11 protein-coding genes and 1 tRNA gene are annotated in these 14937 nt (G+C 67.5%); 5 read left to right on the forward strand and 7 right to left on the reverse strand.

Annotated elements, in window-relative coordinates:
* Positions 1-59 precede the first annotated feature (59 nt).
* The 4 genes from AC1DSZ_RS22375 to AC1DSZ_RS22390 all read left to right on the forward strand — a co-directional run bounded on the left by AC1DSZ_RS22375 (position 60) and on the right by AC1DSZ_RS22390 (position 4757).
* Positions 60-136, forward strand: a tRNA-Met gene (locus tag AC1DSZ_RS22375).
* Between the two features lie 320 nt (positions 137-456).
* A complete protein-coding gene (locus AC1DSZ_RS22380) occupies positions 457-1656 on the forward strand; it encodes an efflux RND transporter periplasmic adaptor subunit (RefSeq protein ID WP_476840525.1) in 1200 nt (399 codons plus the stop codon).
* Positions 1656-3641: a glycosyltransferase family 2 protein gene (locus AC1DSZ_RS22385; RefSeq protein WP_476840526.1), complete on the forward strand. Its 1986-nt coding sequence runs from the start codon at positions 1656-1658 to the stop codon at positions 3639-3641. Before AC1DSZ_RS22380 ends, AC1DSZ_RS22385 begins: the two co-directional genes overlap by 1 nt.
* A gap of 9 nt (positions 3642-3650) precedes the next feature.
* Entirely contained in the window at positions 3651-4757 is a 1107-nt protein-coding gene (locus AC1DSZ_RS22390) for a cache domain-containing protein (protein ID WP_476840527.1), read from the forward strand.
* Positions 4758-4796: 39 nt separating this feature from the next.
* Here AC1DSZ_RS22390 and mmsB read toward each other — a convergent pair whose 3' ends face one another.
* The 3 genes from mmsB to chvE form a co-directional block, all read right to left on the reverse strand.
* Entirely contained in the window at positions 4797-6026 is a 1230-nt protein-coding gene (mmsB, locus tag AC1DSZ_RS22395; protein ID WP_476840528.1) for a multiple monosaccharide ABC transporter permease, read from the reverse strand.
* The gene (gene mmsA, locus AC1DSZ_RS22400; protein ID WP_476840529.1) at positions 6023-7561 is read right to left on the reverse strand and encodes a multiple monosaccharide ABC transporter ATP-binding protein; all 1539 of its coding nucleotides are present in this window, start codon (positions 7559-7561) and stop codon (positions 6023-6025) included. Before mmsA ends, mmsB begins: the two co-directional genes overlap by 4 nt.
* 98 nt (positions 7562-7659) lie before the next feature.
* On the reverse strand, positions 7660-8724 hold the full coding sequence (gene chvE, locus AC1DSZ_RS22405) for a multiple monosaccharide ABC transporter substrate-binding protein (protein WP_476840530.1): 1065 nt from the start codon (positions 8722-8724) through the stop codon (positions 7660-7662).
* Positions 8725-9049: 325 nt separating this feature from the next.
* On the opposite strand from chvE, the gene AC1DSZ_RS22410 reads away from it, so the two are divergent.
* On the forward strand, positions 9050-10759 hold the full coding sequence (locus AC1DSZ_RS22410) for an IlvD/Edd family dehydratase (protein WP_476840531.1): 1710 nt from the start codon (positions 9050-9052) through the stop codon (positions 10757-10759).
* Positions 10760-10765: 6 nt separating this feature from the next.
* On the opposite strand, the gene AC1DSZ_RS22415 is transcribed toward AC1DSZ_RS22410, so the two are convergent.
* From AC1DSZ_RS22415 to pimC, 4 genes are read right to left on the reverse strand one after another with little or no spacing between them, the layout of a single operon-like run.
* The gene (locus AC1DSZ_RS22415; RefSeq protein ID WP_476840532.1) at positions 10766-11515 is read right to left on the reverse strand and encodes an enoyl-CoA hydratase-related protein; all 750 of its coding nucleotides are present in this window, start codon (positions 11513-11515) and stop codon (positions 10766-10768) included.
* 14 nt (positions 11516-11529) lie between these two features.
* A complete protein-coding gene (locus tag AC1DSZ_RS22420; protein WP_476840533.1) occupies positions 11530-12492 on the reverse strand; it encodes an NAD(P)H-dependent flavin oxidoreductase in 963 nt (320 codons plus the stop codon).
* A 37-nt stretch (positions 12493-12529) separates the two neighbouring features.
* Positions 12530-13678, reverse strand: coding sequence for an acyl-CoA dehydrogenase family protein (locus AC1DSZ_RS22425; RefSeq protein WP_476840534.1), 1149 nt, complete (start codon positions 13676-13678; stop codon positions 12530-12532).
* Between the two features lies 1 nt (position 13679).
* A complete protein-coding gene (pimC, locus tag AC1DSZ_RS22430; RefSeq protein ID WP_476840535.1) occupies positions 13680-14879 on the reverse strand; it encodes a pimeloyl-CoA dehydrogenase large subunit in 1200 nt (399 codons plus the stop codon).
* Positions 14880-14937: the final 58 nt, after the last annotated feature.

Below are 14937 nucleotides of genomic sequence, written 5' to 3' on the forward strand. Positions count from 1 at the left end.
CGTCAGCACACTCCGGTTCGGTCCAAACAGGCGAAAGCCTCCAACGACCAACACCCTGGCGCGGGGTGGAGCAGCCCGGTAGCTCGTCAGGCTCATAACCTGAAGGTCACAGGTTCAAATCCTGTCCCCGCAACCAAAGCCCCTCATACCCAAATGCAAAAACGCCGCCCAACAATGGGCGGCGTTTTGCGTTGCGGATCGCCAATCCGTCTCGTAGGCCAGGTGGATGTCTCGAACAAGCGATGCAACAGCGGCAAAGCCCAAGCTAGGTCAAGCTTGATGGTTTTTGCGTCTATGTTCTGCTGTTGTCGTCTGTTCTTTGCTAAACTTCGTTTTTGGCTGAAAACCGAGAAACTATCCGTTCATTCTAACAAATATTACTGGTCAAACATTACATCGCTTTAACCGAGGCGCGGGCAGGTTGATCATGCAACAACCTGAAGAAGCATCATGCGCGTGTTCAGCTTTAGCCTGGGTCTCGTTCTGGCGGCGGCCGGCGGGTACCTCACCGTCGGCGAACATCTTGCCGGAAAAAGCGCCGACGCGGCGTTGAACGCCCGGTTGACCACCATCCGCGCGCCGCTGGACGGCATGCTGCAGCTGAAGGTCAAGGCTGTCGGATCCCGGGTGGCCGAAGGCGAGACGCTGATCGAGATTCAGGATGGCAGGTTCGACGCAACCCGGCTGGTGGATCTCGAACGAGACCGGCTCGCCACCGCGGCTGAGATCGACCGCAACGCCAGCCAGCGCCAGACGACGGACAACGCCAAGGCCGGCCTGCTCGAACAGGCCCGGCTCTATCGGGAAGGCCGGATACGGCAGCTCGAAGCCAAGGTGGCGGAAGCGCGCGCGATCGGCGACGCCGCCGTGGCGCGCCAACGCGAGGCCGACGCGACGCTGAAGCGCGCCAACGATCTCAACGACCGCGGAGTCCAGACCGCCTCGGCGCTCGACAAGGCTCGGGCCGCGTCTGACGTCGCCCTGCAGGAGATCGAGAGCTCGCGCCAGCGCCGCACCTATCTGGAGGCCGAGCTCGCCTCGGCCCGCAACGGCGTCTTCATTGGCGACAGCTACAACGACGAGCCGTTCTCGGTGCAACGCCTGCGCGAACTGGACTTCAAGACCGCCGAACTCACCGCCGAACGCGTCCGGCTCGACACGCGCCTGCGGCAGGCCGACGAGGCCGTGGCGGCCGAACGCGTGCGCGTCAACCGGATGTCGCAGGCGCGGTTGAACGCTCCCGGCGCGGGCGTGACCTGGGACTATCTCGTGGACGATGGCGAACACGTCCGCCGCGGGCAGGATCTGGTGCGCCTCGTCGACTGCTCCACCATCGTGGTGACAGCCAGCGTCACCGAGTCGCTCTACAACACCCTGCAGATCGGCGCCCCGGCGCGCTTCCGGCTCTACAATGACGGACGCGTGTTCAACGCCAGCGTGGTGCGGCTCGCGGGCGCCGGGGCGGCGGGGCTCTACGGCAACATGGCGGTCGCGCCCAGCGCCGAGCACCTGAAGCACTATGACGTCACCTTGCTGGCGCCGACGCTGGCCCGCGACCCCGAGCTGGGCTGCGCGGTCGGCCGCACGGGACGCGTGATCTTCTCGGATGGGCCGATCGAGGAGGTGAGGTCGTTCCTGGCCGGGCTCGGCATCTGATGTTCTCGGCCCCGTCCCTCGTCTCGAGCCTCGGTCTCACGCTCACGCTGCTCGGGCTGGCGCTCGTCGTGTTGCCGATGCTCGATCGCGAGGATTGGCGGGCCCGCAGCGTGCTGCTGGGCCTGTCGGTCGTGCTGGCCTGGCGCTATCTGGTGTGGAGGTTCACGGCGACCATCCCGGCCTTCGCGTTCGAGCCCACCGTGGTGCTGGCCTGGGCTTTCGCGCTGCTCGAGGGGCTCACGATCGTGTCCTCGACGAGCGCATTCCTGATCCTGTCGCGGACGCGGCGACGCAGCGCCGAGGTCGACCGGAACCTCCGATGGTGGGGGAGCCAGCCGCCGCGCGTCGACATCTATATCGCGACCTACAACGAGGAAGCCTCCGTGCTGGAGCGCACGATCGCGGGCGCGGTCGCGAGCGCCTACCCGGCCGCGCGCATCTTCGTTCTCGACGACGCAAGGCGGCCCTGGCTCGCGGCCCTGTGCGCGCATTACGGCGTGGACTACGTCACCCGGCCGGACAACGCCCACGCGAAGGCCGGCAATTTGAATCACGCGTTCTGGCGGCGGCGGACGGACCCGGACGCCCCGGAGCTGATCGCCGTGCTGGATGCCGACTTCGTGCCGCATCGCGACTTCGTCAGCCGCTGCGTCGCGCTGTTCGGGCAGGCCCGGACCGGCCTCGTGCAGACGCCGCAGCACTTCTTCAACGAGGATCCGCTGCAGCATAATCTGCATATCGGCCGGGGCTACCCCGACGAGCAGCGGTTCTTCTTCGATCATCTGGAGGCCTCGCGCGACGCCTGGGGCATCGCGGTGTGCTGCGGCACGTCCTCGATGGTGCGCGCGGATGCGCTCGCGGCCATCGGCGGCTTCCCGACCGAGAGCGTGACGGAGGATTTCCTCCTGACCATCAAGCTGGCGGAAGCGGGCTGGGACACCGTGTACCTGAACGAGGCTCTCACGGAGGGCCTCGCCCCCGAGGGACTGCAGGAATACATCGTGCAGCGCGGCCGCTGGTGCCTGGGCATGATGGAAATCGTGCGCGGCGGCTACACGCCGTGGACGCGCCGAAGCATTAGCTGGCGGCAGCGCTGGAGCGTCGGCGACAGCGCGCTGTTCTGGATCAGCACCTTTCCGTTCCGGCTGGCCAGCATGCTCTGCCCGCTGCTCTACTGGTATTTCGGCGTGACGGTCGTGAACGCCACCGTGGAGGACGTGATCGCCTTCTACGTCCCGTTCAACGTCGTTACCCTGCTGGCGCTGAACTGGATCTCGGGCGGCCTCGTGGTGCCGATCCTGAACGACGTCAGCCAGCTCCTCGCAGCCTGGCCGATCACCAAGGCGATCTGGATGGGGCTGACGCAGCCGGGGCCGCACAAGTTCAAAGTCACGGCGAAGGGCGGGGACCGGTCGCGCCCGGTCGTGCAATGGCCGATCATGAAGCCGTTCCTGATCCTGATGGGGCTGACGCTGGTCGGCCTCGTGTCGTCGTCCTGGCGCGAGATCAACTACGACCAGATGGCGGGCGACGGCATGTATGTCGTGCTGTTCTGGACCTTCTACAATCTGCTCGTTCTCATCGTGGCGAGTTGCGCCTGCATTGAGGCGCCCCGCGGCGACGCCCCGGATGCGTTCAAGGCCGAGCCCGCCCGCGTGCGCCTCGATGGCCGGGACTACCGGCCCTGGTTGGTCAGCCTCGGGCTCGGCACGGCCGAGTTGCGCGGGCTGCCGCCCGCCCCGGTCGGAACGCGCCTCGCGATCGACATCGCCGACGTGGGCGTGGTGAACGCCACGGTCGCCGGGCAGGGCGCGACGGCGGATCGGACCAGCCTCGCGCTGGAGGCGAGCCCCGAGCAGATCGGGCCGCTGCTCGTGCGGCTGCATGCGGCCAAGAACACCCCGAGCACGACGCGGGGGAGCCTCCCCATCATGCTGCGCCAGTTCGCGCGCGAGCTTTACGTCCGCCACGTGCGGCAGGGATAGGAGACAGCGATGTCCAACACCGGGCGGGCAAGCCTTCGAACCTACATCGTGTATGCGGGCGCGATCCTGATCTTCGTGCCGTTCCTGGTGTCGGCTGGGCTGTACTCGCGGGAGCTCTCGCAGCAGGGCCAGCAACAGATCGCCAACCGGCTCAGCAACCGTGCGAACGCGGCCGCGAGCCAGCTCGGCGAGCGCCTGCACGAGCTGTGGCTCGACGTGAGCGGCCTCAGCGGCGTGCGGCTGGACGAGCAGGAGCGGCTTCGGGCCGACCTGACCCTGGTGGGCAGGCTCGGCGCCCGGTTCAGCTGGATCGGCGTGGCGGACGTGGAGGGCAAGGTCTTCGCAGCCTCGCAGGGCATGCTTGAAGGGCAGAGCGTGGCTCAGCGGCCGTGGTTCCGGCAGGGCCTCGAGGGGCCGTCCGCCGTGGACGTGCACGAGGCGCAGTTGCTGGCGAAGCTCCTGCCCAATCCCACCGGCGAACCCTTCCGCTTCGTGGATCTCACCGCGCCGCTGCGCGGCCCGGCCGGGCAGACCGTGGGGGTCATCGGCGCGCATGTGGACTGGAACTGGGTGAAGGACACGCTGGCGCGGCTGCGGTCGCCCGGCATCGAGCTGCTGCTGGTGTCGCGGGACAACCGCGTGCTGTACGGGCCGGCCGATCTGCAGGACAAGCAGCTCGACGCCACCGCGCTCGCGAGCGCGCAGCGTGGCGGAACCCTCACCCGCATCGAGCGCTGGCCCGATGGGCGCGACTACATCACCACCGTGGTGCCGACCGTGGGCTACGCGGACCTGCCGAGCTTCGGCTGGAGCCTCGTGGCCCGGCAGGACCTGGCGTCCGCCACGCAGGTGATCGGCGATCTCACGGCCGGGTTCTGGAAGATCCTCGGAACCGGCTTCGTGATCTCGTTCCTGTTGCTGTGCCTGTTCGCCGGGTGGCTCGCGACGCCGATGCGGCGGCTCTCGGGCTTCGCGGAGGCGCTGGCGGCGGGTGATGACGCCGGATTCCCGCATGCGGAAACGCGCTACGACGAGGCGGCCCGGCTCTCCGCCGCGTTGACGCGGCTGCAGGCGCTGCCGCGTGGGCCCGACGACCGGTTCAAGGACGCGGCGTAAAGGCGGCGGCTTCGGCGGACAGGGCCATCGCGAGGGAGCTCACTTGCTCTTGTTGTAGACGTCCAGGTAGACGGCGGCGAGCAGGACGAAGCCCTTCACGACCTGCTGCCAGAAGATGCCGATGCCCAGGATCGACATGCCGTTGTTCATGATGCCCATGAAGAACGCGCCGATCACGACGCCCATGACGCGGCCGGCGCCGCCCGACGCCGAGACGCCGCCAATGAAGCAGGCCGCGATGACGTCGAGCTCGAAGGAGTTGCCGGCGCTGGGCGTCGCCGAATTGAGCCGCGCCGCCACGATGAGGCCGGCGAGGCCGGCGAGCACGCCCATGTTCACGAAGGTCAGGAAGGCGAGGCGCTGCGTCTTGATGCCGGACAGGCGCGCCGCCTGCGCGTTGCCGCCAAGCGCGTAGATGCGCCGGCCGATCACCGTGCGGGTGGTTACGAAGTTATAGAACAGGATCAGCGCGCCCATGATGACGAGCACCACCGGCAGGCCGCGGTAGGAGGCGAGCAGGTAGGTGACGCCGAGGATCAGGGCGGCGAATACGAGGTTCTTGCCGATGAACAGCGGCGCGGGCTCGCGGTCAATCTCCTGCGCGCCGGCGCGGCTCCATTTGCGGAAGTCGAAGGCGAACAGCGCGGCCGCAATGGCGGCGCCGAGCAACATCGAGGTCCACTTGAAGCCCTGGGCCGTGGCGGTGATGAACTCCGGGATGAAGCCCTTGCTGATGTTCTGGAAGTCGTTGGCGAAGGGGCCGACGAACTGGCCGGCCAGCATGTTGCCGGTGAGGCCGCGGAAGATCAGCATGCCGCCGAGCGTGACGATGAAGGCCGGGATCGCCGCATAGGCGACGAACCATCCCTGCGCGGCGCCGATGAGTCCACCCAGCGCGAGCGACAGCAGGATCACCGGGAACCAGTGCACCTTAATGAAGATCTCGGTGCCCGGCAGCGTGAAGCCGACCATCAGCAGGGCCGCGATCGCGCCGACGAAGCCCACGATGGAGCCGACCGACAGGTCGATGTTGCCGCCTACGATCACGAACAGCATGCCGAGCGCCATGATGACGATGTAGCTGTTCTGCTGGATGAGGTTGGTGATGTTGACGGGCTGCAGCAGCACGCCGTCGGTCATGACCTGGAAGAAGACCATGATCACCAGAAGGGAGCCGAGCAGGCCGTATTCACGGATGTGGCTCTTCCAGGATGTCCCGGTTCCGGCCCCGGCGGGGGCCGCGCCCTGGGCGCTCGTCGCTTCGGTCATGCTGTCACCCTGTATTGGCGCATGATGGCGGCCATGATCTTTTCCTGGCTGGCTTCGCTGGCCGGCATTTCGTCCACGAAGCGGCCTTCGTTCATGACGTAGATCCGGTCGCAGATGCCGAGCAGCTCGGGCATCTCGGACGAGATCACGATGACGCCGCGGCCGCTCGCCGCGAGCTCGTTTATGATGGTGTAGATCTCGTATTTCGCGCCGACGTCGATGCCGCGCGTGGGCTCGTCGAGCATCAGCACCTGCGGGTCGGCGAAGAGCCATTTGCTCAGCACGACCTTCTGCTGGTTGCCGCCCGAGAGGTTCAGCGTCTTCTGCAGGATCGACGAGGAGCGGATGTTGAGCTGCTTGCGATAGCGATTCGCGACATGCGTCTCGGTCGCGTCGTCGATCACGCCCGCCTTGGCGACGCCGGGCAGGTTCACGAGCGAGATGTTGTGCTTGATGTCGTCGTTGAGGATCAGGCCGAGCGCCTTGCGATCCTCCGTCACATAGGCGAGGCCGGCAGCCACGGCCTTCTGGATGGAGCTGACGTCGATCGGCTGGCCGCGCATGGTGGCCTGGCCGGTGATGTTGTGGCCATAGGCTCCGCCGAAGATGCTCATTGCGAGCTCGGTGCGGCCGGAGCCCATCAGGCCCGCGATGCCGACGACCTCGCCGGCGCGCACCTTCAGGTCGACGCCCTTGATGACCTTGCGGCCGGCGTGCTGCGGGTGTTCGACCTGCCAGTCGCGGATCTCGAACAGCGTGTCCCCGATCTTGGGCTCGCGTGGCGGGTAGCGGTCCGACATCTCGCGCCCGACCATGCTCTTGATGATGCGGCCTTCGCTGATCTCCTCGGTGCGGCAGTCGATGGTCTCCACCGTGCTGCCGTCCCGAAGGATCGTGATGCTGTCGGCGACGCGGGCGATCTCGTTGAGCTTGTGCGAGATGATGATGCAGGTGAGGCCCTGGCGCTTGAACTCGAGCAGCAGGTCGAGCAGCGCGGCGCTGTCGGTCTCGTTCAGGCTGGCGGTCGGCTCGTCCAGGATCAGCAGCTTGACGCGCTTGGCCAACGCCTTGGCGATCTCGACCAGCTGCTGCTTGCCAACGCCGATATTGGTGATCAGCGCGTTGGGGGATTCTTTCAGGCCGACCTTCTTCAGGAGATCGCGCGTGCGGCTGAAGGCTTCGGACCAGTCGATCACGCCCATGCGGGACGGCTCGTTGCCGAGGAAGATGTTCTCGGCGATCGAGAGCAGCGGAACCAGCGCGAGTTCCTGGTGGATGATGATGACGCCCAGGTGCTCGCTGTCCGAGATGGACGAAAAGCGGCGTTCCTCGCCCTGGTAGACGATGTCGCCCTCGTAGGAGCCATAGGGGTAGACGCCGCTCAGGACCTTCATGAGGGTCGACTTGCCGGCGCCGTTCTCGCCGCAGATCGCATGGATCTCGCCGGCCCTGACCACGAGGTTGACGTTCTTGAGCGCCTTGACGCCGGGGAAGCTCTTGGAGATGCCCCGCATCTCGAGAATTGGGTCTTCCATGTCTCGCGCCCGACCGGAGGGGATGAAGCATCCGGCCCAGGGGAGGCCCGGGCCGGCAAAGTGTCGGGCCGCTCGCGTGAGCGGCCCGGGATCAGGGCTTACTTGAACTGCTCGGCCTTGTAGTAGCCGCTGTCGATCAGGGTCTCTTTCCAGTTCGACTTGTCGACCGCGACGGGCTTCAGCAGGTAGGACGGGATCACCTTGACGCCGTTGTTGTAGGTCTTGGTGTCGTTGATCTCGGGCTTGGAGCCCGACAGCACCGCGTCCACCATGCCGGCCGAGACCTTGGCGAGTTCGCGCGTGTCCTTGAAGATCGTCGAGGTCTGCTCGCCCGCGATGATGGACTTCACGGAGGGGACTTCGGCGTCCTGGCCGGAGATCACCGGCATCGGCATGTCCTTGGAGCCGTAACCGACGCCCTTCAGCGAGGCGATGATGCCGATCGAGAGGCCGTCGTAGGGCGACAGAACCGCGTCGACCTTCTTCTGCGTGTAGAAGGCGCTCAGCAGGTTATCCATGCGCGACTGGGCGACGGAGGCCTCCCAACGCAGGGTGGACACCTTGTCCATGCCCATCTGCTTGGACTGGACGACCAGCTTGCCGCTGTCGATGTAGGGCTTCAGCACCGACATCGCGCCGTCGTAGAAGAAGAAGGCGTTGTTGTCGTCGGCCGAGCCGCCGAAGAGCTCGATGTTGAACGGGCCCTTGCCGTCCTTGAGGCCGAGCGCCTTCTCGATGCTCTGGGCCTGCAGCACGCCGACCTGGAAGTTGTCGAAGGTCGCGTAATAGTCGACATTCGCCGAGCCGCGGATCAGGCGGTCATACGAGATGACCTTGATGCCGGCGTCGGCGGCCTTCTGCAGCGCGCCCGACAGCGTGGTGCCATCGATCGCGGCGATCACCAGGACTTTCTCCTTCTTCGTGATCATGTTCTCGATCTGGGCGAGCTGGTTCGGAATGTCGTTATCCGCGTATTGCAGATCGACCTTGTAGCCCTTGGCGGTGAGCACCTTGGCCATGTTGTCGCCGTCCGCGATCCAGCGCGCGGAGGACTTGGTCGGCATCGACACCCCAACGGTGCCCTTGTCCTGCGCCATCGCGCCGGACGCAAACAGCGCCGCGCCAAGAGCAACGACGCCGAAAATCGACTGAACGCCCTTCATGCATTTCTCCCAACGTTCTTGTCATGGCCTTTTCGGCCATCGCCCCTCTTTTGGAGCACGTCCCAATTTCATGCAACGGAAATCAAGAACCGGATTGACCGACGGTTTCGGGCGGTTCCGCTGCCTGGAGCCGCGATAGTACCGACGTGAACGAGCGCTGCAACTTACTTCGTCCGAAACTCCCTAAGATGACAGTTCAGACCCGGGCCATACCTGCGCCGGGCCGAAAAGCGCTTCATTCGACGGTGTTTTCCCTGTCCGCGTCGCCGCACCCGCGCTATTCCTCGGACCGGGCGCGCGAAGACGCCGAACCGGAGAGGCGACGATGTCCGACCAGAAAACCGGCATGCGCAAGGGGCTTGCGCAGTATGGCGACGCGGCGTTCTCGCTGTTTCTCCGCAAGGCCTTCATCAAGGCGATGGGCTACTCGGACGATGCGCTGTCGCGGCCGATCATCGGCATCACGAACACCTACTCGGCCTACAACGCCTGCCATCGCAACGTTCCGGACCTGATCGACGCGATCAAGCGCGGCGTGATGCTGGCGGGCGGCATGCCGCTGGAATTCCCGATCATCTCGATGCACGAGAGCTTCTCGCATCCGACCAGCATGTTCCTGCGAAACCTGATGTCGATCGACGCCGAGGAGATGATCCGCGCGCAGCCGATGGACGCCGTGGTGCTGATCGGCGGCTGCGACAAGACAGTTCCGGCGTTGCTGATGGGCGCGGCGAGCGCCGACGTGCCGGCCATCCTGACCGTGACGGGGCCGATGATCACGGGCTCGCACAAAGGCGAGCGGCTGGGCGCCTGCACGGATTGCCGGCGCCTGTGGGGCCAGCACCGGGCGGGCGCGATCGACGGCGACGAGATCGAGGTGATCAGCGGCAAGCTGGCGCCGGGGCCGGGCACCTGCATGGTGATGGGGACGGCCAGCACCATGGCGCTGTGCGCCGAGGCGCTCGGCATGATGCTGCCGGGCGGCGCCGCGATCCCGGCCGTGGACGCGGACCGGCTGCGGCACGCGGAGGCCACCGGCGCGCGGGCCGTCGCGCTTGCGGCCGAGAAGCTGCGGCCGGCCGACATCATGACGCCGGCGGCTTTCGAGAACGCGCTGCGGGTGCTGCAGGCGATCGGCGGCTCCACCAATGCGGTGATCCACCTCGTCGCGATGGCGGGGCGGCTCGGCATCGAGCTCGACATGGCGGGCTTCGACCGCATGGGGCAGGAAACGCCCGTGCTGGTGGACCTGAAGCCGTCGGGCCAGCACTACATGGAGGACCTGCATCGCGCCGGCGGGCTCGCGACGGTGCTGCGGGAGATCCGCGACCAGGTGGATCTCGACTGCATCACGGTGTCGGGCCGGTCACTCGGCGACGAGTTGGAGCGTGCGCCAGCCGCGTGGGACCAGGCCGTGGTGCGGACTGCGGCCGACCCCATCCATGCGGGCGGCGGTTTGCGGGTGCTGACCGGGAGCCTTGCGCCGAACGGGGCCTTGATCAAGCAGGCCGCCGCCACGCCGGAATTGCTGCAGCACGAGGGGCGGGCGGTGGTGTTCACCTCGCTGGAGGACATGGCCGAGCGGCTGGATTCCGACGCGCTCGACGTCGCGGCCGACGACGTGCTGGTGCTGCAGAACGCCGGGCCGAAGGGCGCGCCCGGCATGCCGGAGGCGGGCTACATCCCGATCCCGCGCAAGCTCGCGGCGGCGGGCGTGAAGGACATGGTGCGGATCTCGGACGCCCGCATGAGCGGCACGGCCTTCGGGACGATTGTGCTCCATATCAGCCCCGAGGCGGCCGAGGGCGGGCCGCTCGCGCTGGTGCGGGACGGCGACCGGATCCGGCTTGACGTCGCGGGCGGGCGCATCGACCTGCTGGTCGACGAGGTGGAGCTCGGCCGCCGGCGGGCGCAGTGGCGGCCAATGGCGGCCACGCCGGAGCGCGGCTACGCCAAGCTCTACTTCGACGAAGTGCTCCAGGCCGAGCACGGCTGCGACTTCAACTTCCTGCGGGCGAAGCCGCTGGAGCGGTGAGCCTGCTCACCGCTTCTGCATGAAGGCCATGAAGCGGGCCTGCGTCTCGGGCAGCCGGCGCAGGCGGTCGAACTCGGCCGCCTCCGCCGCAATGGTGTCGAGCACGAGCGGGCCGCGCGCCTTGCGCAGCAGCGCCTTGGTGGCCAGCACGGAGGCGGCCGGCAGGGCGGCGAGGACGGTGGCGCGCGCGAGGGCGCGCGGGAGGGCCTGCCCATCCTCCACGGCCTCGTTCACCAGCCCGTCGCGGGCGGCGCCCACGCCCGAGAACTCCTCGCCGAACAGCAAGAGCTCGGAGGCGCGCTTGGCGCCGGCGGCCTGCGGGAGCAGCAGCGTCGACGCGCCCTCGGCGCAGATGCCGAGCGGCACGAAGGGCAGCTTGAAGCGCGCCGAGCGTCCCGCATAGGCGAGGTCGCAATGCAGCAGCATGGTGGTGCCGATGCCGATCGCGAAGCCCTCCACGGCGGCGACCACGGGCTTTTCGAAGCTCGCGATGGCGCGCAGGAAGCGGATGGCGGCGTGGTCGGCCGATCCTTCCTGGCGGGTCATGAAATCCGCAATGTCGTTGCCGGACGTGAAGCACATCTGCGCCCCGGTGATCACCACGACCCGGACGGCGTCGTCGGCCGCCGCGGCCGCGAGGCCGTCGATCAGGCCCCGATAGGCTTCGTCGTTGAGCGCGTTGCGGCGCTTGGGCCGGTTGATCTCGAGCTGCAGGAGGCCGGGCGCGGGGGTGGAACGGCGGATCGTGTCGGTCATTGTGGGCCCCTTGATCAGAACGCGGCGGCGGCGAGGCGCTGCTTGGCCTCAGCATATTCCTCGCGCAGGCGGGCGACGAGGTCGGCCGTTGACGGCACGTCGTCGATGAGGCCGACGCCCTGGCCCGCGCCCCAGATGTCGCGCCACGCCTTGCCGGTCCCCGACGCAAAGTTCATCGCGTCCTTGCCGGCGGTGGGCAAATTGTCGGGGTCGAGGCCCTGCGCGGCGACGCTGGGCTTGAGGTAGTTGCCGTGCACGCCGGTGAAGAGCGGCGTGTAGACGATGTCGGCCGCCGAGGAGTCGACGATCATTGCCTTGTAGCGTTCGTCCGCGTTGGCCTCGCGGGTGGCGATGAAGCGCGTGCCCATATAGGCGAGGTCGGCCCCTATCGCCTGCGCGGCCAGGATCGAGCGGCCATTGGCGATGGAGCCCGAGAGGATGATCGGGCCGTCATAGAATTTGCGGATCTCGCCCACGAGCGCGAAGGGGCTGAGCGGCCCCGCATGGCCGCCAGCGCCGGCGCAGACCAGGATCAATCCGTCGACGCCCTCGGCCAGCGCCTTCTCGGCATGGCGGATCGAGATCACGTCGTGGAACACGAGGCCGCCATACGAATGCACACGTTCCACCACGCGGCCCGGCGCGCGCAGGCTGGTGATGATGATCGGCACCTCGTGCTTCACGCAGAGGTCGACGTCGTGATCGAGCCGGTCATTGGAGGCGTGGACGATCTGGTTCACGGCGAAAGGCGCGACCTTGCGGGCCGGGTCATCGGCTTGCGCCTCCGCGAGCGCGGCCTTGATGCGCAGGATCCAGCCTTCCAGCTCCTCCTTGGGGCGGGCGTTGAGAGCCGGGAAGGAGCCTACCACGCCGGCGAGGCACTGGGCGATCACGAGGCTCGGGTTCGAGACGATGAACATAGGCGACGCGATCACGGGCAGCGTCAGGCGGCCCTGCAGGAGCGACGGGATCGGCATGGGTGAGGGTGCTCCGGCGCCGGCTTCGGCGTGATGGTCAGGTGTTGATGAGGCCGCCGGCGTCCGCCGTGAGCCCGAGATGGTGGTCGGCGTCGCCAAACAGCGTGTCGATCATAGTCAGCCGCTTGAAGTAGTGGCCGATCTGGTACTCCATCGTGACGCCGACGCCGCCATGCAGCTGCACGGATTGCTGGCCGATGAAGCGGGCCGAGCGGCCGATCTGCGCCTTGGCGCCCGAGATGGCGGCGCGGCGTTCGCGCGGGTCGGAGGAGCCGGCCATCATGGCGGCGAGCATCGCCATGCTGCGGGCCTGCTCCAGCGCCACCACCATTTCGGCGGCGCGGTGCTGCAGCACCTGGAAGCTGCCGATGGGCGTCCCAAACTGCTGGCGAGTCTTGAGGTACTCGACGGTGGATTGCAGCGAGGCCTCCATGGCGCCCACCGCCTCGGCGCAGAGCGCCGCGATGGCTTCGTCCACGACCTTCTCGATCACTGGCAACGCGCCGGTCGGGTCGCCCAGCACGGCGTCCAGGCCGACCCGCACGCCCGTGAGCGCAATCTCGGCGGCGCGCTGGCCGTCCTGCGTCGGGTACCCACGGCGGCTGACGCCGGGCGCGGAAGCGTCCACCAGGAAGAGGCCAATGCCGGAATGGTCACGCGATGCGCCGCCCGTGCGGGCCGAGACGATCAGCGTGTCGGCGGCGTCGCCGTGCAGCACGAGGCCCTTTTGGCCGTCCAGCACCCAGCCGTCGCCGTCCTGCCTCGCGGTCGTGGCCACGTCGAAGAGGTCGTAGCGGGCCTGCCGTTCCGCATGCGCGAAGGCGAGGCGGCGTTCGCCGGCCGCCACGGCCGGCAGGATGGCGGCCTGCTGGGCGGCCGAGCCGGCGTGGCGGATGAGGCCGCCGCCCAGGATCACGGTGGCGAGGTAGGGCTCGACCACCAGCGCGCGGCCGAACGCCTCCATGACGATCATGGTCTCGACCGGGCCGCCGCCAAAGCCGCCCTGCTCCTCGGAAAAAGGCAGCCCGAGCAGGCCCAGCTCGGCAAACTGCGCCCACACGGCCCGGCTCACGCCCTCGTCGGACGCGACGATCTGCTTGCGGGCATCGAAGCCGTAGGCGTCCGCCAGCAGGCGATCGACGCTGTCCTTCAGGAGGCGCTGCTCTTCGGTGAGATCGAAATCCATGTCAGAGCCCCAGCACTGCCTTGGCGATGATGTTCTTCTGGATCTCGTTCGAGCCGCCGTAGATCGAGACCTTGCGGGTGTTGAAGTAGTTGGGGGCGATCATGGCGGCCCAGTCGGGGCCGACCGGCGGCTCGTTGGACCCCTCCTCCGAATGCGGATCATAAGGCATCGCGTAGGGGCCGATCACGTCCAGCAGGAGCTCGGTGGTGGCCTGTTGCAGCTCCGAGCCCTTGATCTTCAGCACCGAGGAAGCCGGGTCCGGCTTGCCGCGCTCGCGCCGGCCCTCGGCCGCGACCACGCGCATCTGGGTGATCTCCAGCGCCTTCAGCTCGATCTCGACGGCCGCGAGCTTCTCGCGAAAGCGCCTGTCCTCCATCAGCGGACGCCCGCCCGACACCTCCACGGCCGCGAGCTGCTTGATGCGGCGGATGCGCTCCTTGGAGACGCCGACGCGCGCGATGCCGACGCGCTCGTTGCCAAGCAGGAACTTGGCGTAGTCCCAACCTTTGTTTTCCTCGCCGACGAGGTTCTCGAGAGGCACGCGCACGTCGTCGAAGAAAACCTCGTTGACCTCGTGCCCGCCGTCGATGGTCTGGATCGGCCGCACGGTGACGCCGGGCGTCTTCATGTCGATGAGCAGGAACGAGATGCCCATCTGCTTCTTGGCGGCCGGGTCGGTGCGCACGAGGCAGAAGATCCAGTCGGCGTGCTGGGCCAGCGTGGTCCAGGTCTTCTGGCCGTTGACGACGTAGTGGTCGCCCTGTCGCTCGGCCTTTGTTTTGAGCGATGCGAGGTCGGAGCCGGCGCCGGGCTCGGAAAATCCCTGGCACCACCAGTCGTCGATGTTGGCGATGCGGGGCAGGAAGCGCTTCTTCTGCGCGTCGCTGCCGAAGGTGTAGATCACGGGCGCGACCATGTTGACGCCGAAAGGCAGCGGCTGCGGCGCGGGGGCGAGCTGCATCTCCTCCTGAAAGATGTACTGCTCCACGGGCGTCCAGTCCGTGCCGCCCCACTCGCGCGGCCAGTGCGRCACGGCCCAGCCCCTGGCGTTGAGGATGCGCTGCCAGGTGACGAGATCGTCCTTGGTGGGATGATGGCCGGAGGTGATGCGCTCGCGGATCTGCGGGGGCAGCGCCTCCTTGAAGAAGGCGCGCACCTCGTCCCGGAAGGCGAGTTCCTTGGCGGTGAAGCGCAGGTCCATGGCGGTTCCCCTATGAGGCCGTTCGGCCACGTTGGATTTAGTTTACACGTAAACCATT

Source organism: Alsobacter sp. P4_H11 (assembly GCF_056400925.1).